The organism is Streptomyces sp. NPDC049687, from assembly GCF_044465285.1.
Classification (GTDB): Bacteria; Actinomycetota; Actinomycetes; order Streptomycetales; family Streptomycetaceae; genus Streptomyces.
On sequence record NZ_JBITLN010000016.1, the window covers coordinates 50697 to 68113 of the forward strand.

The 17417-nt window shown below is 70.3% G+C and carries 17 protein-coding genes and 1 tRNA gene; 5 read left to right on the forward strand and 13 right to left on the reverse strand.

Annotated features, from left to right (window positions below; genetic code table 11):
* Positions 1 to 91 precede the first annotated feature (91 nt).
* A tRNA-Met gene (locus ACIBVL_RS36025) sits at positions 92 to 165 on the reverse strand.
* 40 nt (positions 166 to 205) lie between these two features.
* On the reverse strand, positions 206 to 3175 hold the full coding sequence (locus ACIBVL_RS36030; RefSeq protein ID WP_399104375.1) for a UPF0182 family protein: 2970 nt from the start codon (positions 3173 to 3175) through the stop codon (positions 206 to 208).
* Between the two features lie 163 nt (positions 3176 to 3338).
* Between ACIBVL_RS36030 and ACIBVL_RS36035 the strand changes: the two genes are divergently transcribed.
* Positions 3339 to 3881 carry a PPA1309 family protein gene (locus tag ACIBVL_RS36035; protein WP_399104166.1) on the forward strand — a complete coding sequence of 181 codons (543 nt, stop codon included), beginning with the start codon at positions 3339 to 3341 and terminating at the stop codon, positions 3879 to 3881.
* Positions 3882 to 3890: 9 nt separating this feature from the next.
* Here ACIBVL_RS36035 and ACIBVL_RS36040 read toward each other — a convergent pair whose 3' ends face one another.
* The 4 genes from ACIBVL_RS36040 to ACIBVL_RS36055 all read right to left on the reverse strand — a co-directional run bounded on the left by ACIBVL_RS36040 (position 3891) and on the right by ACIBVL_RS36055 (position 7114).
* Complete coding sequence (locus ACIBVL_RS36040; protein WP_399104168.1) at positions 3891 to 4982, reverse strand: PDZ domain-containing protein; 1092 nt, start codon at positions 4980 to 4982, stop codon at positions 3891 to 3893.
* Positions 4983 to 5037: 55 nt separating this feature from the next.
* Positions 5038 to 5220: a hypothetical protein gene (locus ACIBVL_RS36045; protein WP_399104377.1), complete on the reverse strand. Its 183-nt coding sequence runs from the start codon at positions 5218 to 5220 to the stop codon at positions 5038 to 5040.
* 191 nt (positions 5221 to 5411) lie between these two features.
* Positions 5412 to 5870 (reverse strand): molybdenum cofactor biosynthesis protein MoaE, encoded by a 459-nt coding sequence (locus tag ACIBVL_RS36050; RefSeq protein WP_399104170.1) that lies wholly within the window; start codon positions 5868 to 5870, stop codon positions 5412 to 5414.
* A gap of 134 nt (positions 5871 to 6004) precedes the next feature.
* Positions 6005 to 7114 carry an SDR family oxidoreductase gene (locus ACIBVL_RS36055; protein ID WP_399104172.1) on the reverse strand — a complete coding sequence of 370 codons (1110 nt, stop codon included), beginning with the start codon at positions 7112 to 7114 and terminating at the stop codon, positions 6005 to 6007.
* Between the two features lie 196 nt (positions 7115 to 7310).
* On the opposite strand from ACIBVL_RS36055, the gene ACIBVL_RS36060 reads away from it, so the two are divergent.
* Together ACIBVL_RS36060 and ACIBVL_RS36065 are read left to right on the forward strand one after the other, a co-directional pair.
* Positions 7311 to 8771 carry a zinc-dependent metalloprotease gene (locus ACIBVL_RS36060; RefSeq protein ID WP_399104174.1) on the forward strand — a complete coding sequence of 487 codons (1461 nt, stop codon included), beginning with the start codon at positions 7311 to 7313 and terminating at the stop codon, positions 8769 to 8771.
* Positions 8768 to 9283, forward strand: coding sequence for an NUDIX hydrolase (locus ACIBVL_RS36065; protein ID WP_399104176.1), 516 nt, complete (start codon positions 8768 to 8770; stop codon positions 9281 to 9283). Before ACIBVL_RS36060 ends, ACIBVL_RS36065 begins: the two co-directional genes overlap by 4 nt.
* Positions 9284 to 9358: 75 nt before the next feature.
* On the opposite strand, the gene ACIBVL_RS36070 is transcribed toward ACIBVL_RS36065, so the two are convergent.
* The 4 genes from ACIBVL_RS36070 to ACIBVL_RS36085 all read right to left on the reverse strand — a co-directional run bounded on the left by ACIBVL_RS36070 (position 9359) and on the right by ACIBVL_RS36085 (position 13243).
* Positions 9359 to 10114: an AIM24 family protein gene (locus tag ACIBVL_RS36070; protein WP_399104178.1), complete on the reverse strand. Its 756-nt coding sequence runs from the start codon at positions 10112 to 10114 to the stop codon at positions 9359 to 9361.
* An 18-nt stretch (positions 10115 to 10132) separates the two neighbouring features.
* Complete coding sequence (locus ACIBVL_RS36075) at positions 10133 to 10813, reverse strand: AIM24 family protein (RefSeq protein ID WP_399104180.1); 681 nt, start codon at positions 10811 to 10813, stop codon at positions 10133 to 10135.
* 11 nt (positions 10814 to 10824) lie between these two features.
* Positions 10825 to 12501, reverse strand: a complete 1677-nt coding sequence (locus ACIBVL_RS36080; protein ID WP_399104182.1) for a TerD family protein — start codon at positions 12499 to 12501, stop codon at positions 10825 to 10827.
* Between the two features lie 145 nt (positions 12502 to 12646).
* The gene (locus ACIBVL_RS36085; RefSeq protein ID WP_399104184.1) at positions 12647 to 13243 is read right to left on the reverse strand and encodes a M48 family metallopeptidase; all 597 of its coding nucleotides are present in this window, start codon (positions 13241 to 13243) and stop codon (positions 12647 to 12649) included.
* 240 nt (positions 13244 to 13483) lie between these two features.
* Between ACIBVL_RS36085 and ACIBVL_RS36090 the strand changes: the two genes are divergently transcribed.
* On the forward strand, positions 13484 to 14722 hold the full coding sequence (locus ACIBVL_RS36090) for a TOMM precursor leader peptide-binding protein (RefSeq protein ID WP_399104186.1): 1239 nt from the start codon (positions 13484 to 13486) through the stop codon (positions 14720 to 14722).
* The gene (locus tag ACIBVL_RS36095; RefSeq protein WP_399104188.1) at positions 14715 to 16091 is read left to right on the forward strand and encodes an ABC1 kinase family protein; all 1377 of its coding nucleotides are present in this window, start codon (positions 14715 to 14717) and stop codon (positions 16089 to 16091) included. The genes ACIBVL_RS36090 and ACIBVL_RS36095 overlap by 8 nt, the downstream gene beginning before the upstream one ends.
* Before the next feature lie 139 nt (positions 16092 to 16230).
* Here ACIBVL_RS36095 and ACIBVL_RS36100 read toward each other — a convergent pair whose 3' ends face one another.
* From ACIBVL_RS36100 to ACIBVL_RS36110, 3 genes are all read right to left on the reverse strand, one after another.
* The gene (locus tag ACIBVL_RS36100) at positions 16231 to 16554 is read right to left on the reverse strand and encodes a hypothetical protein (RefSeq protein WP_399104190.1); all 324 of its coding nucleotides are present in this window, start codon (positions 16552 to 16554) and stop codon (positions 16231 to 16233) included.
* Positions 16551 to 16919, reverse strand: coding sequence for a WhiB family transcriptional regulator (locus ACIBVL_RS36105; RefSeq protein ID WP_019072119.1), 369 nt, complete (start codon positions 16917 to 16919; stop codon positions 16551 to 16553). Before ACIBVL_RS36105 ends, ACIBVL_RS36100 begins: the two co-directional genes overlap by 4 nt.
* 162 nt (positions 16920 to 17081) lie before the next feature.
* Positions 17082 to 17399, reverse strand: coding sequence for a hypothetical protein (locus ACIBVL_RS36110; RefSeq protein WP_399104192.1), 318 nt, complete (start codon positions 17397 to 17399; stop codon positions 17082 to 17084).
* Between the last annotated feature and the right edge of the window lie 18 nt (positions 17400 to 17417).

Sequence of the window (17417 nt, forward strand, 5' to 3'; positions counted from 1 at the left end):
ACAGCGGCACAGCGGTCCGTCTCACCGGCACATGCGTTCGCACACCACGAAGGCCCGGATCCGTGTGCCGGATCCGGGCCTTCGTCTTCAGTAGCGGGGACAGGATTTGAACCTGCGACCTCTGGGTTATGAGCCCAGCGAGCTACCGAGCTGCTCCACCCCGCGTCGTGTTCCACAACCGTATCACGACGCGGGACGGGCTTGATCAGCCGCTACCGGGACTGCTGCTCGGACTGGGACTGCTGCCGGCCTTCGGACTGCCGCTCGCGCTCGGTGAGCTGCTCGGACTCGGGCTGCTGCTCGCCTTGTTGCCGCTCTTGTCCGCCTCGTCCTGCGCGTCCTCGGCCCGCTTCAGCGCGGCCTCGAGGTCCTTCTGCGCCTTGCCGTAGGCCTCCCAGTCGCCCTTCTTCAGGGCTTCCTGGCCGGCGGTGAACGCCTTCTGCGCGTCGTCCAGCGCCTCCTGGACCGTGGGGTTGGTGGAGTTCGGCGGTGTGGTGGTGCCGCCGCCCTCGTCCTCCGGCGGGGTCGTACTCTCCGCGCCGAAGACCTTGTTGAGGGCCGCGTCGAGGGTGTCCTCGAAGGCGGTGTTGCCGCCGTAGGTCACCAACACCTTCTTCAGCAGCGGGTACTTGAGTCCCCCACCGCGTACGTAGACCGGCTCCACGTAGAGCAGTCCTCCGTCGAGCGGCACCGTCAGCAGGTTGCCGTACTCGATGTCGGAGTCGCCGCCCTTGAGGAGTCTGATCGACTCGGCGATGTCCTGTTCGGAGTTGAACTGGCTCTGGACCTGTTTCGGTCCGTCGACGGTCGTGCTGGTCGGCAGTTTCAGGACTCTGATCTTGCCGTAACCGGGCGTCCCCGCCTCGGAGTCGACCGCCATGAACGCGCTGAGGTTGTCCCGTCCGTTGGGCGTGAACGTCGTCGTCAGCGAGAACGACTGCGCCTTCTGGTCGGGCATCTTCATGCTCAGGTAGTACGGCGGCACCGCGTCGCCCGACTTGTTGCTCGGATCGTCCGGCACCTGCCACACCTCGCTGCCGCTGAGGAACGTCGTGGCGTCCTTCACGTGGTAGCGGGTGAGCAGCTCGCGCTGGACCTTGAACAGGTCCTGCGGGTACCGCAGATGGGCCATCAGCGCGTCCGAGATGGCCGTCTTGGGCTCGACCGTGCCGGGGAAGGCCTTCATCCAGGTCTTCAGGACCGGGTCCTCGGTGTCCCACTGGTAGAGCTTGACGTCGCCGGTGTACGCGTCGACGGTCGCCTTCACCGAGTTGCGGATGTAGTTGACCTGGTTCTGCTGGGCCACCACTGCGCGGTTGTCGTTCGTCGCGGTCAGTGAGTCGGCCGTGGTGTCGCCGAGGGTCGTACGGGAGGCGTACGGGTAGCCGTTCGTCGTCGTGTAGGCGTCGACGATCCACTGGATCTTGCCGTCGACCACGGCCGGGTAGGCGTCGCCGTCGATGGTCAGCCACGGGGCGACCGCCTCGACGCGCTCCTTCGGCGTGCGGTTGTAAAGAACCCGCGAGCCCTCGCCGATGGCTCCCGAGTACAGGATCTGCGGCTCGCCGAACGCCACGGCGTACGCGGCCCGGTTGACCGGGTTGGAGAGGTTGACCCCGCTCTTGCCCGTGTAACTGGTGGTCTTCTCGCCCTTGTCGTCGGAGTAGTCGATCTCCTTCTGGGGACCGCCGACGATCGAGTACGTGGTCGTCTTCTCGCCGTAGTAGACCCGCTGCTGGTACGTGCCGAGGTCGCCCTCGGACGGCAGGTTGGACTCGGTGAAGACCGGGCGGCCCTCGGAGTCGGAGGTGGTGCCCTTGGCGGCGACCACGCCATATCCGTGGGTGTAGCGGAAGTGGTTGTTGATCCAGTTCTGCTTGTCGACGCCCGCGAGGTTCAGCTCGCGCAGACCGATGACCGTGTCCTGGTCGGTGCCGCTCTCGTTGTAGCGGTCCACGTCCAGGTTGGTCGGGAAGGCGTAGTACTTCCGCATCTGCTGGAGCTGCTGGTAGGTCGGCGAGACGATGTTCGGGTCCAGGACGCGGATACTGGCCGTGCTGTCGACGTCGTCGCGCAGCTGCGTCTTGTCCTTGGTGGTGCTGGTCCCCGAGTACTCGGTGACCTGGGCGCCGTCGATGCCGTACGCCTCACGCGTCGCCTTGAGGTTCTTCTCGACGTACGGGGCTTCCTTGGCCTGCTCGTTCGGCTGGACCTGGAACTTCTGGACGATCGCCGGGTACAGCCCGCCGATGAGGATCGCGGAGAGCACCATCAGGCCGAAGCCGATGACGGGCAGCTGCCAGGTGCGCCGCCACAGGGTGGCGAAGAACAGCAGGGCGCAGATCACCGCGATGCAGAACAGGATCGTCTTGGCCGGCAGGTAGGCGTTGGCGTCGACGTACCTGAGGCCCGTCCAGTTGTCCGTCGCCTTGAAGTCGCTGGACTTGACGGCGAGGCCGTACCGGTCGAGCCAGTAGGCGACCGCCTTCAGCGCGACGAAGACACCGAGCAACACCGACAGATGGCCGGTGGCCGCGGCCGTGGCCCGCGCGCCGGGGCTGGTGACGCGCAGCCCGCCGTACAGGTAGTGGGTGAGCGCGGCGGCGATCAGGGAGAGGATCGTGGCGGCGAAGCCGAAGCCGAGCAGGAACCGGTACCAGGGCAGGTCGAAGGCGAAGAAGGACACGTCGAGGTGGAACTGCGGGTCCTTCTGTCCGAAGGACACGCCGTTGACCCACATCAGCCAGGTCCGCCACTGGCCGGCCGCCGAGGCTCCGGCGATCAGTCCCACCAGGGCGGTGATGCCGAGCAGCAGCCACCTCTTGTAGGGGGCGATGCCCATGCGGTAGCGGTCGAGGCTCTGCTGTTCCACGGACATCGCGCTGAGCGGTGGCCGCAGCCGGTGGGCCAGCCAGATGTTGAAGCCGACGGCCAGGGCCATCAGCAGACCGAAGACGAAGAACAGGCCGATCTTGGTCCAGAGCGTGGTGGTGAACACGGAGGAGTAGTTCACCGACCGGTACCAGAGCCAGTCCGTCCAGAACCCGGCGAACATGGTGAACGCCATGCCGAGGACGGCAAGGACGCCCAGCGTCATGAGCAGGGTCCGGACACGCCGGGACGGGCGGCCCACTCTCATCCGCGGCCCTGTCGGGCCTCCGCCGCGGTCCGGCATCTGGAAAGCCAAGGTCTGCACCTCGAAGTCGCTGTCGATCCCTCAGGCCCACGTGTTCGCCGGCCCCCAGTGGCCCCCCGTGATCGTGGGCCCACACCTATGCAACTTACTCACCGTTTACTCGGTTCCCGATTCCGCCCAGGAACGAGGCAGGATTGTGACCATGTCCAACACTCCCATGGCGGCGAACCCGCTCACCCGGGCCGTACTCGAGATCGACGAGTACGCCTCCGGCCTCGGCTGGGACCAGCCCGCCCGCCTCTTCGCCCTCGTAGACACCGCTCAGCTGCGGGCTCAGGAACCTGCGCTCGCCGCCCAGCTCGGTCTGCAGGACGAGCCCGAGAACACCGGCCTCACCCCGATCGAGCAGGACGAAGTGCCAACGGACAAGCCGCTCGACGAGTTCCTGGCCACGATCGCCTGGCCCAACGCGGTGACCGGCTGCGCCCTCACCGTGGAGCGGCTGATGCTGCCCCCGTCCGCCGAGGCCCAGGTTCCGCAGGGCCTGAGCGAGGCGAAGCTCGCCACGTGGGTGGCCGAGCACCCGGACCGCCAGGAGGTGCGCATGACGGTCGCCGTCCTGCGTGACGGCACCCGCGAGTCGGCCCTGCGCCTGCGGGAGAAGGACACACCGACGGAGGTCCTCACCGGCGGTGCCCTGGTCCCCGGTCTGGCCGAGGCCCTGTCGGCGACCTTCGAGGTGTAGCGACCGACGTCACTCGGTGCACTTCGGCAGATCGGCGGTGTCGCCGCCGCGGATGTCCTTGAGGGCGCCGAGGGCGTCGTCGATGGTGTCGACCTTGACGAGCCTGAGGCCCGAGGGGGTGTCCTTGGCGGCGGCCGCGCAGTTGTCCGCCGGGGTGAGGAAGTACTGCGCCCCCTGGTTCCTCGCGCCGACGGTCTTCATCTCGATGCCGCCGATCGGCCCGACCTTGCCGGCGTCGTCGATGGTCCCGGTGCCGGCGACGAACTTGCCGCCGGTGAGGCTGCCGGGGGTGAGCTTGTCGTAGATGCCGAGCGCGAACATCAGCCCCGCGCTCGGCCCTCCGACATCGGCGAGCTTGATGTCGATGCTGAACGGAAACGTGTGATCCGTTCCCGCCGAGATCCCCACGATCGCCCGCTTCTCCCCGCTGTCGTCGGAGGTGGCGGTGGTGATGGTGATGTCCTGCGTCTTCGTCGCGGTCTTGTTCGCCTTCTCCGCGGCGGCCTGCTCCTTGGCGGGGGTGATCGTGAAGACGACGTTCTGCCCCGGCTTGTGCTCGGTCACCAGCTTCGCGACGTCACCCGGCGCCTTCACCGCGGTCCCGTCCACAGCCTTGATCACGTCCCCGGCGTGCAGCTTGCCCTCCGCCGGGGATCCCTTCACCACCGTGGAGACGATCACCCAGGACGTCACCCGGATGTCCAGCTCCTTCAGGGCCGCGACCTTGGCGCTCTCCTGGGACTGACTGAACTCCTCGGCGTTCTCCTGGGTGGACTCTTCCTCGGTCTTGCCGTCGGGGTAGAGCGCGTCGTGCGGCACCACTTTGTTGTCATGCGCCAGCCATCCGTACACGGCCTCGACGAGATTCATCCGGTAGTCGGCGCTGGTGACCCGCACCGTGGTCATGTTCAGATGACCACTGGTCGCATAGGTCTTCCGACCGGCGATCTGCAGCACCGGCTCGCCGTCGTGCTCACCGAGCGTGTTCACCGTCGGCCCCGGGGACATCTCCGAGTACGGCACGGGGATGAGTACCCCCGCGCACAGGAGCGCGATCAGCATCAGGGTGGAGGCGAGCATCGTCGCGGTGCGGCGTGGCATGCCTCGACAGTACGGGACGCCTCTGTCAGCGCACCGTCAGGGCCTCCACCCGGGTTCAGGTACCGGAATGGGACCTCTCCATGCCGGCGGATTTCTCCATGGCGGCCCGGAAGCGGGCGTATCCGTCCAGTTCGGGCCCGTCGCCGCGCATCTTGCGGGTGCGGTTGGCCCAACTCCCCCAGAGTCCGGCACCGATCGCAGCCACAAACGGAATCAGCAACCAGGCGAGCGCCGCCATGCCGACCTCCCAACCCCATACCGGCAACTGACTGATCAGCAGATTAACCATCCGCACTGACAACGCTCACGGCAGGGGTCCGGTTACGCAACCGGAGCACGCGGGCCGACCCCGCCCCGTCGCCCCCAACGACGGCGGCTACGCGCCGACCCGCCCTCCCGTCGCCCGACCACCACCCCCCAACGACGGCGCTACGCGCCGACCCATTCGTCTGTCCCGTCGGAGAACCTCTGATGCTTCCAGATGGGCACCTCGTGTTTGAGGTCGTCGATGAGCTTGCGACAGGCCTCGAAGGCTTCGCCCCGGTGCGGGCAAGAGACGGCGACGACGACGGCGAGATCCCCGACGGCGAGATCCCCGACCCGGTGCACGGCCGCCAGCGCCCGCACCGGGAACTCGGCGACGACCTTCTCCGCGACCCGGCGCATCTCCGCCTCGGCACTCGGATGGCAGGAGTACCCGAGCGCGTCGACATCGGCACCCCCGTCATGGTTCCGCACGGTGCCCACGAACAACGCGGTCCCGCCTGAGGCGTCGTCCCCGACGGCCCGGAAGACCTCGTCCAAGGAGAGCGCGGTGTCCCGGACGGCGATCAGCTTGACTGGGTCCTCTGCCGCCTGCTCACCGGGATGATCGTTGGTGGATGCCATACCCCCATCGTGCCGCACGCCGGGAAGCGGCGGGAATACGGGATCGCCCGGCACGCGCACGTGACGCATCGAGGGTCCTGCAGAGGCGGGAGGGCCCTACTGAGGCGGGAGTGACCTCTTCGGGGCCGGCCGCCTCATCTCCTCCGCGCCTTGCGAGCCCGCCGCACCACGGCCGCCGCCCCCAGCAGGGCGACCGTCGCCCCGGCGGCGCCCGCCGCGGTCGCGTCCTTGCGCCCGAGCCGCCGCCCGGCGACCGTGTGCCGCCCGGCCACCTCCTCCAGCAACTCGGCGAGCACCTCCTCATTGGTCCACTGCGCCCGCCACCCGGCGTCATGCAGCCGCGAACCGCTCACCACCCACGGATACATCGTGTAGGCCAGATCCCCCGCCGGAGACGGCGTCAGCCCGATCCGGTGCAACCGAGCCGCCGCGCCCAGCGCCACAGCCGAGGGCAGTTCCATCCGCCGGATCCCGCTGAGCTCCTCCACCTCCTCCTGCTCCAGCCACCCGTCACACCCCACGGCCAGCTCCCCGTCGACCTTCTCGAGGACGGCGTACTCCAGAGCACCGCACAGGTCCTCGACATGGCAGAACTGCCAGGCCGGCCGGGACCCGGCCACGACCAGCAGCCTGGGCGACTCGAAGTACCGGGTCAGCGCCGTGTCCGTGCCCCCGACCAGCACCGCCGGCCGCACCACCGTGACGTTCAGCCCCGGATGCGCCCGGGGCGCCCGCCGCGCCAGCCGTTCGATTTCCAGCAGGTCCCCGACGCCCGTCGCCTCCGCCGTCGCCCGCAGCTCCGCGTCCTCCGACAGCGGCAGCTCGTTGTCCGGCAGCGCCCCGTAGACCATCGCGGAGGTGCACAGCACCACCCGGCGCACCCCGGCCGCCGCCGAGGCGGTCAGCACGGTCTGGGTCCCCCGCACGTTGTAGGCCGTCCGGGCGGCGGCGTCACTCCCGAGGTCGAGGTCGAGCGCGAGGTGGACCACGACGTCCGCCCCGCGCAGCTTGTCGGCGATCGCCGGATCACGGACGTCGAGGATGTGCCACAGTGCCGCGTCGCACTCGCCCCGCCGCTCGTCGATGGCGATGACCTGCTTGACCTCGTCCGATGCGGCGAGCCGCTCGGTGAGCAGCGCGCCGACCCCGGTGGCGGCGCCGGTCACGGCGACGACGGGCCCGCGCGAACCGCCCGGGGTCGAGTGGTTTCGCGCTGCGCGAACCTGCGGATCTGGGGAACTCACCAGGTGTCTCCAGCGGTTGTCTTGGCATACGGGCGCGAGGGACGCGTACGTACCAGGTGGCATCCATCCTGCCGCAGGCCAAGAGTCGGCGAAGCACCGAGGCCCGATCGAGCCCCGGGGTGTCTACGCTGGGTGGTGTTGCAGGGCAGCCGCGCCGCCGGGCGAGAACCGGTGGCCTTACCAGCCGAGGAACTCCGTGAGTGACACCCCATTCGGATTCGGCCTTCCGCCGGAGGAGCCGGAAGACGGCGACGAGGGCAAGAAGAAGGACCAGGAGAGCGGTGGTGGTCAGGGACCGGCCAACCCGTTCGGCTTCGGGTTTCCCGGAGCCGGTGGCTTCGGCGGGCCCGGCGGTCCAGGTGCCGACAATCCGCTCGCGGCCATGTTCGGTTCGCTGAACCCCACCGACCTGGGCGCCGCCTTCCAGCAGCTGGGCCAGATGCTCTCCTACGAGGGCGGCCCCGTGAACTGGGACATGGCCAAGCAGATCGCCCGCCAGACGGTCTCCCAGGGCACGTCGGACGGTGTGAAGGACGCGAGCGTCGGTTCCGCCGAGCGCACCGCGGTCCAGGAGGCCGTCCGCCTGGCCGACCTGTGGCTGGACGACGCGACGTCCCTGCCGTCCGGTGCCGGCTCGGCCGTGGCGTGGTCGCGCGCGGAGTGGGTCGAGGCGACCCTGCCCGCGTGGAAGGAGCTCGTCGACCCGGTCGCCGAGCGGGTCGGCGCGGCCATGGGCGATGTCCTGCCGGAGGAGATGCAGGCCATGGCGGGCCCGCTGATCGGCATGATGCGCTCGATGGGCGGCGCGATGTTCGGCTCGCAGATCGGCCAGGCCGTCGGCGTGCTGGCGGGCGAGGTCGTCGGCTCCACCGACATCGGCCTGCCGCTCGGCCCGGCCGGCAAGGCCGCCCTGCTGCCGCTGAACATCGAGTCCTTCGGCAAGGACCTGGGCATCCCCCAGGACGAGGTCCGGCTCTACCTCGCGCTGCGTGAGGCCGCCCACCAGCGTCTCTTCGCGCATGTGCCGTGGCTGCGCTCGCACCTGTTCGGCGCGGTCGACGGCTACGCGCGCGGGATCAAGGTCGACACCGCCAAGCTGGAGGACGTGGTCGGCCAGTTCGACCCGCAGAACCCGGAGCAGTTGCAGGACGCGCTCCAGCAGGGCATGTTCCAGCCGGAGGACACCCCGGAGCAGAAGGCCGCCCTGGCCCGTCTGGAGACGGCCCTGGCGCTCGTCGAGGGCTGGGTGGACGCGGTGGTGCACGCGGCCGCGAAGCCGCGCCTGTCGTCGGCGGACGCGCTGCGCGAGACCCTGCGGCGCCGCCGGGCCACGGGTGGTCCGGCGGAGCAGACGTTCGCCACGCTGATCGGCCTGGAGCTGCGCCCGCGCCGCCTGCGGGACGCCTCCCGACTGTGGGCCTCGCTGACGGACGCGCGCGGTGTCGACGGCCGTGACGCCCTGTGGGCCCACCCGGACATGCTGCCGACGGCCTCCGACCTGGACGACCCGGACGGCTTCGTGCACCGCGAGCAGATGGACTTCTCCGAGCTGGAGAAGATGCTCGGCGAGGCGGGCAGCGGTGACGGCCCGGCCGGGAAGCCGAACCTGAAGAAGGACGACACCAAGGACGACGACAGGGGCGACGACGCCGAGTGAGTCTCTACGACGACGCGGTCCTCGTCCTCAAGGACTACGAGGAGCAGGCCGACCTGCGCCAGGTCTATCTGGACCATCTCGCGTCCCACCCGGACGGGCTGTGGAAGGCCTGCGGGGACGGGCACATCACGGCGAGCGCCCTGGTGATCGACCCCTCACGCGGGCGCGTGCTGCTCACGCTCCACAGGAAGCTGCGGATGTGGCTGCAGATGGGCGGCCACTGCGAGCCGACCGACGAGACGCTGGCGGCGGCCGCCCTGCGGGAGGGGACCGAGGAGTCCGGCATCCCGGGGCTGAGCCTGCTGCCCGGTGGTCCCGTGCGTCTGGACCGGCACCTGACACCCTGCGCCTGGCATCTCGACGTCCAGTACGCGGCGCTCGCCCCGGGCGGCGCCGTGGAGGCGATCAGCGACGAGTCCCTCGACCTGCGCTGGTTCGCCTACGACGAGGTCGCGGAGGTGGCGGACGACTCGGTCGTACGACTGCTGGAAGCGACCCGCGCGCGGATGTGAGCCCCGCGCATGCGCACGGGGCGGTCACCTGGGTGACCGCCCCTCACGTTTGCCTTTCGAACCGTCCGGGACGGGTCAGCTCCAGACATTGCCCTGGTTCTGCCCCCGGGCCCCGTGCTGGCCCATGCCGTAATGGGCGGCGAGGCCGGAGCCGATCTGGGCGTTCTGCGGCGGCAGCAGTTCGCTGGGCTGGACGAGGGCGAAACCGGTGCCCATGAAGCTGAGCTCCCAGCCCTCGCCGGTGTTGCCGCGGCGCCTCCACACCCCGGAGGAATGCGTCTGCGCCTGCATCTGCACACGGAGTCCGGTGGACCAGGCGACGATGGCGTCGGCGTCGCAGTTGACGTACCTGTCGGGCGTGACCTGCATCATCAGCGGCGCGCCCGAGGTCATCAGGGCGACCCGGCCGCGGCCGGTGATGTTGAGCTGGTACTTCCCCGAGCCGGAGATGCCGTAGAGGCTGTCGACGGCGATGACCTCGTGGTGCAGCGAGGAGTCCATGGCGAGGACGTAGCTGCTGTCGACGGTCAGGCCGTCCTGCTCCACGTCCACGAGGTGGACGTACTGGGCGAGGTTGGCGAGGTAGACCGTGCCCTGCCCGTGACAGCGCATCAGGTCCAGGCCCTCGCCCGTGTACGCACGCGCGCGTCCCTGCTGATTGCTCTGGTACTCGGCGTCGAACTCGACGAGTCCCTGGTAGGCGACCATCGTGCCCTTGCGGGCCAGGATGTCGTCGTGGCCCTCCAGGGCGACCCGGAGCATCTGCTTGTTCTGCAGACTCCAGCGTTCCTGGGTCTGCGAGTCGTTGTGCGCGAAAAGTGAGCTCTGCATGGCGGTTCTGGCTCCCCCTCAGCCCCGGACCCGGAGGCGGTCGGTGCTGTCCTCGCTGGGCTGGACGACGACGATGCCCTGGCCGGAGAAGGCCATCTGGAAGGCCTCGCCGCTGCCCCGGCCGATGAGCGACTGCGCCTTGAAGCTGCGCTTGCCCTTCACCTTGAGGTTCGGCGACCAGGCGACGAGCGCGTCCGGGTCGACGTACGTCTCGTCCTCGCCGCCGCCGCAGTCGACGACGATCGGCTTGCCCCGGGAGGTGAGCGCCACCCAGCCCTGTCCGGAGATCTTGGTGTTCCACAGGCCCTGCCCGGCGAACTTCGCCAGACCCTTCACCCGCTCGACGCCCCACGTCAGATGCGCGTCGAAGGCGAGCAGGTTGGTGGCGTTGACGGAGATGCCGTCGCCGTTGAGGTTGATCACGACGACGTTGGCGCCGTAGTCGGCCAGGTAGAGCAAGCCGTCGCCGGTGCACTTCATCAGGGGCGCGCCCTCGCCGGTCATCCAGTCGCGGGCGATCTGGCGCACGGCCGGCGGGTTGGGCTCGTACTGGACGAAGCCCTCGTAGGCGACCATCGAGCCCACGCGCGCGAGGAGGTCGTTCCCGGTCTGCATGGCGACCTTCAGCATGTGGTTGCCGTGGTTCTCCATGCGGGCGGTGACGGGTGCGGGGGCAAAGCCCGCGAGCGGCTGGTTCATGACGGGCTCCCTCAGACCTCGTACGGCTGGACGACGATGAAGTTGCCGGGCGCGGCCCGGAACTGGAGGTTGACGCTCTCCCCGGTGTCTCCGGGGTAGGCGTTGCGACGCATCCGCACCTGGCTGGAGACGATCACCTGGGCGGCCGACGACCAGGCGACCACGGCGTTGCAGTCGGCGAACGTGGTGGGGGTGACCGGCAGGACGACGGGCGTGCCGTGCGTCTTCACGACGATCGTGCCGGTGCCCGTGAACTGCATGGTGAACAGCGCGCCACCGGGGATGCCGTGCCCTTCGATGCGGCGGACCTCGTACTGGAGGCTCTCGTCGAAGGCGAGGACGTTCTCGGCGGAGACACAGATGCCGTCGCCCTGGAGCTCGATGGGATGCAGCATCGTGGAGTTGTCGGCGAGGAACACCTGGCCCTGGCCGGTACAGCGCATCAGCTGCATCTCCTGGCCGGTCGCGTTGCCCACCATGCGGCCGGCGAACCCGGCGCCCTTGTAGCTGAAGTCGACCTTGCCCTGGTAGAGCACCATGCTGCCCTGACGGGCGAGCACGGGCTGGCCGCCGATGCCGAGGTCGACGCGGATCAGCTTCTTGTTCTGCTGGGTCCAACGCTGCCCGGTGGGCGTCTCCTTGAACTGCTGGAGCGCCGCGGACACTCCGGCGCCGCCCTGGGGTGCGCCCTGCGGGGCCCCGTACACCTGCTGGCCGGGGACCTGCCCGAAGGGGGGCTGCTGGCCGTAGCCGGGCGGCATCGGGGCCTGGGGCGCCTGCGGTGCCTGGGGCTGGCCGTAGCCGGGGGGCATCGGGGCGGTCGGGGCACCTGGGGCCTGGCCGTACGGCTGCTGCTGGGGCGGCTGGCCGTAGGGCGACTGAGGGACACCGGGGGGCCCGGGCGGCGGCGGGGCCTGGATGCCGCCGGGCGGGGTGGTCATGGGCGCGACGATCGTCGGCGCGGCATGCACCGGGGGGACGGGCGCCGGGGCGGGCGGGGTCGCTCCGGGGGGCGGCGCGAAGCCCTGCGCGGCGGGCTGCGGCTGCTGCGGGGCGGGAGCCGGCGCCGGTACGGGCGCGGACGGCGCGGCGAACGCGGGCGGGGCGAAGCCGGGGGCCGCGCCGGTCTGGGGCTGCTGAGGGGCGGCGGGCGCCTCCTCCTCCGCGACCTCGCCGCCGAAGTTCTTCAGCAGCGCGTCCAGGCCGCCGTCGAATCCCTGCCCGACGGCCGCGAAGCGCCAGACGTCCTTCAGGTACAAGTCGCCCAGCATCACGGCCCGCTCGGTGGAGAACTCCGAGCCGTTGAACGCGTACCGGGCCACTTCCTCGCCGCCCGCGACGATCCGGATGTAGCCGGGGTTGATCTGCGACATCTGTCCGGCACCGTCGACGGTCGCCGTGAAGGACAGTTTCCGGATCTGCGGCGGGATCCGGTCCAGGGTGACGCGGAAGGACTCCGTGTCACCGGCCTGGGCGCCCAGGAGCTGGATGGATTCCTCGGGGGACTTCGGCTGGTTGAAGAAGACGAAGTACCGGTCGTCGGAGAGCCGTTCGTCGGCGTCGAGGCCGAAGCAACTGATGTCGAAGCTCAGGCCGGGAGCGGAGATCTGCACGCCTACGTACAGATCGGTGCCCGCCGTGAGGTCACTGATCCTGGCCTTGTGGCCGCGTTGGAATTCCCTGGGCATGCGTAACGACCGTCCCCCATCCCGAATTGCGAGTGCGTCGCGTCAGGCTAACGGCAAACTCCGACAACGCACGATGTCGGTACAGACCCGGTACACAACCCGCGTCTGCCGATACCGGGCGGAGCGACACTCCGCGCCGGTCGTGTCACTCCTCGCGCACGCCCGGCGGATGCGGCAGCCGCTCCGCGGCGACCACGCCCTCGAGGTAGCCGCGGGCCCGCTCGGTGCGCGGATAGGCCTCCAGCAGCCGCCAGAAGTCGGGGCCGTGGCCGGGCACGAGGAGATGCGCGAGTTCGTGGGCGAGGACGTAGTCGATGACGTACTCGGGCATGCCCTTGAGACGGTGCGACAGGCGGATGCTGCCCTCGGCCGGGGTGCAGGAGCCCCAGCGGGTGTTCTGATTGGTCACCCAGCGCACCGAGGTGGGCCGGGCCCGGCCGTCGAAGTACTGCGCCGACAGCCGCTCGGCGCGCTCCGCCAGTTCGGCGTCGCCCGGCACCCGCCTGCTCTCCTGTGCGGCGAGCTTGTCGAGCATGACGCCGACCCAGCGTTGCTCCTCCGCCTCGGACATCCGGGCAGGGATGAGCACGACGGTGCGATCGCCCTCGCGGTACGCGGAGACCGTCCGTCGTCGACGGGCGCTCCTGCGGACCTCGATCGCGCTCGCCCCCGAGCCGCCCGGCGGCTGGCTCGTCGTGCTGCGCTGTGGCGTTCCGGCGCGGTGCAGGGGGTCGGCGGGCACGCCCCGACGTTACCCGCTGCACATGGGGGAAGTCCCGACTCCGGGGCGGTCGGCTTTCGATCACGCACCCCCGCTTTGCCTCATACGACGGATTTGTACGATGAATCCCGCTGCCTGTGGACAACTTTCGGCACGCCGCGGCGAGTCCGGGCATGCTGGCACTCGTCGGCGGAGCGAGGACACCCCCACGCCCCCGCTCCGTCGGCTCACGGGGAGTTTCCAGACATACGGGGGCTTTTGATGCATCCGATGGTGAAGCCGGCGCTGCGGCGCGGCTGGCGGGACCTCAACACCGTGCAGTTCGGGATGACCCCGGCGCACGCTGTGACGCTCGGTCCGGTGGACACGGCGACGGGCAGTTTCCTCGACCTGCTGGACGGCACCCGCGGGCTCGGTCTGCTGCGGGAGGAGGGGCGCCGCATGCACCTGCCCGACGGCCATGTCGACCAGCTGGTGGGAAGGCTGGCCCGGGCGGGACTGCTCGACGACGCGCGCGGTGGCGGGCCGGACGCGGCGGCCCTGCGTGAGAAGACGGAGGTAGTGGACCGGCTCCGTCCCGATCTCGCCTCGCTGTCGCTGACCACCTCGGCGCCGGGTGACGCGATCGGACGGCTCGCGGCCCGGCGCCGCATGCGGGTGCAGGTGCGGGGCGCCGGCCGGGTCGGGTCGGTACTGGCGGCGCTGCTGTCGGGGGCGGGGGTCGGCGAGGTGGACGTGCGGGACGGCGGTCTGGTGGAGCCGGGGGACGTCGCACCGGGCGGGCTGCCCGCCGACGCGGTCGGCGAGCGCCGTGAGGCGGCCGCCCGCCGCGCCGTGTGCCGGGCCGCCCCCGGCCGCCCACCCCGCAGGAGCACACGGTCACCGGCCGAGGCGGACGCCCCCGGCTTCTCCCTGGTGATCATCACCCCGCGCGACGACGTATCCGTGCACGCGCCCGCTCCGCCCGCCGCGGAACCCCTGATCGCCTCGGGCACTCCGCACCTCCATGCCGGGGTGGTGGAGGCGACGGGTGTCGTGGGCCCACTCGTTCTGCCAGGGGAGACGGGCTGCGGGGGCTGTCTGCAGCAGGCGCGCACCGACCGGGACGCGACCTGGCCACGGCTGGTCGCGCAGTGGCAGTCCGGGAGGCGCCGTCCGGTGCAGGCCTGCGACCTGGCCCTGGCCACGACGGTCGCCGGCCTGGCGGCCGCCCACGCACTCGCCTTCCTCGACGGCCTGGTCCCCTCCAGCGCGGGAGCCCGCTGGGAGGTCTCCCTCCCCACCCTCCATTGGCACGCCCGGCCCGTGTGGCCGCACTCCGCGTGCCCATGCGGGGCCGCGAAGAAAGGCGAGAAGCAAGGCCAGGAGAAAGGTAAGCAGGAACACACCCCCGAGGACGGGGGATCGCACGCGACAATGGCAGGGCATCGGCATTCGAAGGAATTACGCCGTACGACAGTGGCGGCGCGGCAGGCTGGGACTTGGAGGGCGCATGTCTGATCTTCCCCGGAAGGCGGTCACCCGGACCGCCAAGCTCGCCGCGCTGCCACTCGGCTTCGCCGGACGGGCGACCTGGGGCCTGGGCAAGCGGATCGTGGGCGAGTCCGCGGAGATCGTCGGCCGTGAGCTGCAACAGCGGACCGCCGAGCAGCTGTTCAAGGTCCTCGGCGAGCTGAAGGGCGGTGCGATGAAGTTCGGGCAGGCCCTGTCCGTCTTCGAGTCCGCCCTGCCCGAGGAGGTCGCAGGCCCCTACCGCGCGGCGCTGACGAAGCTCCAGGACGCGGCACCGCCGATGCCGACCCGCACGGTGCACTCCGTGCTGGCGGAGCGGCTCGGGGAGGACTGGTCCGAGCTGTTCCTCGAGTTCGACGACAAGCCCGCGGCGGCGGCCTCCATCGGCCAGGTGCACCGCGGGGTGTGGCACGACGGCCGGGCGGTCGCGGTGAAGGTGCAGTACCCGGGGGCGGGCGAGGCCCTGCTCTCCGACCTGAACCAACTCAGCCGGTTCGCCCGCCTGTTGGGTCCGCTGATCCCCGGCATGGACATCAAGCCGCTGATCTCCGAGCTCAGGGACCGGGTCTCCGAAGAGCTGGACTACGCTCTGGAGGCGCAGGCCCAGCAGGCCCACGCGGAGGAGTTCGCCGGCGATCCGGACGTGGTGGTCCCGGCGGTGGTGCACCAGTGCGACCAGATCCTGATCACCGAGTGGATCGACGGGGTCCCGCTGTCCGAGGTCATCTCCGACGGCACCCAGGAGCAGCGCGACCGCGCCGGCCAGTTGCTGTCCCGCTTCCTGTTCTCGGGCCCGGCCCGCACCGGTCTGCTGCACGCGGACCCGCACCCCGGCAACTTCCGTCTGCTGCCCGGCGGACCGGACGGCGAGGACGACTGGCGCCTGGGCGTCCTGGACTTCGGCACGGTCGACCGGCTCTCGGGCGGCCTGCCGGAACCGATCGGCGAGTCCCTGCGCATGACCCTGGACGGCGAGGCGGACGCGGTCTACGAACTGCTCCGCACGGAGGGCTTCGTCAAGGAGTCCATCGAGCTGGACCCCGACGCGGTCCTCGACTATCTGATGCCGATCATCGAGCCGGCCAAGGTGGAGGAGTTCACCTTCACCCGCGGCTGGATGCGCAGCCAGGCGGCCCGGATCGCCGACCCCCGCTCCCCCGCCCACCAGTTGGGCAAGCAGCTCAACCTGCCGCCTGCCTATCTGCTGATACACCGGGTGACCCTGAGCACGATCGGTGTGCTGTGTCAGCTGGGGGCGACGGTGCGGCTGCGGGACGAACTGGAGGAGTGGCTGCCCGGATTCGTCCTCCCGGTGGCCATGGAGGAACTCGACACGGAGGAAGTGGCCGAGGCCTGACGGGAGCGCGCCGCCGGGTGGTGCCTCGGCGCCGCTCGACACGACGCACCGCGGGGGCCGGTCCGTCCGAACGGACCGGCCCCCGCGGGGACAGTTTCCGCCTCCCACGCGGGGAGGCCACCGCTTCCGGTGAGTGGGGTTACTGCATCACGGCCATGGCGAGCGCCCGGCGGGCACGCATCGAGGCGCGCTCGGCCTTGCGCTGCATCCGGCGGGCGGCCGCCAGGCGCACGGCCTGCCGGTCCCGCTCGGCCTCCCGCAGTCGCTCATGCATATGCGCACGTGCCAGGGCTTCTGGGATGAGTTGCATCTCGCGGGTCCTGTTCTGACGCGAGTCGATCGCGCCGGTGGTGGTGACGTCTTCGGTTGCGGAGCCTTCGGGCTCGCTGGTGAACGGCTTCATCGGGGCCTGCTTCTGGGGGTCTTGCGTGAGGGGGCGGTCGATCGTTCCTGCGGTGTTCATGCCGTGACCGGGTTCTTGCGCGGGCGGCCACGCGGCCGCTTCCGGGCGACGACGACACCCTGGACGAACAGCTCGCCACCCCAGACGCCCCAGGGCTCACGCCGCTCCTTGGCGCCGGCGAGGCAGGCCTCGATCAGCGGGCAGGTGCGGCAGAGGGACTTGGCGTACTCCACGTCCGCGGGCGACTCGGCGAAGAAGACCTCCGGGTCGTAGGAGCGGCAGGGGACGGGTACGCCGAGGTTCTCGATGGCGTCGTCGAGCGCGGTGAGCGCGGTGAGCGGGGTCAAGGTGGAGTCCTCCGTGAGGCCGGGCGGGGGGATCGTTTCGGAAGGCGGTACGGACGGGGCGTGCGCTTCGAGTTGCACGGTTCGTCTTCCTCGTCTGTCGGTCCGGTCCTGTTGGACCGGTATCGGCTTTTCTTGTCCCGAGGCCCCTTCGCCCGTCTGTCCCCGGTACGGGGACAAACAGAAGGGCCGCGGATCCCGGATGGGGTTCCGCGGCCCTGAAGGCGCCGGCCTGATCGACGATCAGGCTGGATCACTCCAGGGTTCTGGCCCACGGAAGGCCCACATCAGGTGGTGCTGCGTCGTCTGCTTCCGGAATCCGGCACCGGCCGCCGCAAAGGCATAGGCCTGCGCCTGTGCCGCTACTGCTTCCAGTGCCTTGGTCGGTCGCTCATTGCGCTCACGGACGGGAAGGCCCGCGGGAGCAACGGAGGAGGACGCCAGCCGGTCGGCACGAATGCCGGACAGACCGGTGCCCAGGGTCGAGGCGCCGAGCATGCACGTGGAGACGACCGAGCGATCGGTCAGTTTGGCGGTGAAGCTGCTGTTGATGATGATCACTGGAATCGCCTCCTCTCG

Bases quoted from the DNA above. Each gene is read 5' to 3' on its own strand.
- ACIBVL_RS36075 (WP_399104180.1), bottom strand. From the start codon at position 10,813: ATGAACCAGCCGCTCGCGGGCTTTGCCCCCGCACCCGTCACCGCCCGC.
- ACIBVL_RS36035 (WP_399104166.1), top strand. From the start codon at position 3,339: ATGTCCAACACTCCCATGGCGGCGAACCCGCTCACCCGGGCCGTACTC.
- ACIBVL_RS36045 (WP_399104377.1), bottom strand. From the start codon at position 5,220: ATGGCGGCGCTCGCCTGGTTGCTGATTCCGTTTGTGGCTGCGATCGGT.
- ACIBVL_RS36095 (WP_399104188.1), top strand. From the start codon at position 14,715: ATGTCTGATCTTCCCCGGAAGGCGGTCACCCGGACCGCCAAGCTCGCC.
- ACIBVL_RS36070 (WP_399104178.1), bottom strand. From the start codon at position 10,114: ATGCAGAGCTCACTTTTCGCGCACAACGACTCGCAGACCCAGGAACGC.
- ACIBVL_RS36100 (WP_399104190.1), bottom strand. From the start codon at position 16,554: ATGAACACCGCAGGAACGATCGACCGCCCCCTCACGCAAGACCCCCAG.
- ACIBVL_RS36080 (WP_399104182.1), bottom strand. From the start codon at position 12,501: ATGCCCAGGGAATTCCAACGCGGCCACAAGGCCAGGATCAGTGACCTC.
- ACIBVL_RS36030 (WP_399104375.1), bottom strand. From the start codon at position 3,175: ATGCCGGACCGCGGCGGAGGCCCGACAGGGCCGCGGATGAGAGTGGGC.
- ACIBVL_RS36090 (WP_399104186.1), top strand. From the start codon at position 13,484: ATGCATCCGATGGTGAAGCCGGCGCTGCGGCGCGGCTGGCGGGACCTC.
- ACIBVL_RS36040 (WP_399104168.1), bottom strand. From the start codon at position 4,982: ATGCCACGCCGCACCGCGACGATGCTCGCCTCCACCCTGATGCTGATC.
- ACIBVL_RS36050 (WP_399104170.1), bottom strand. From the start codon at position 5,870: ATGGCATCCACCAACGATCATCCCGGTGAGCAGGCGGCAGAGGACCCA.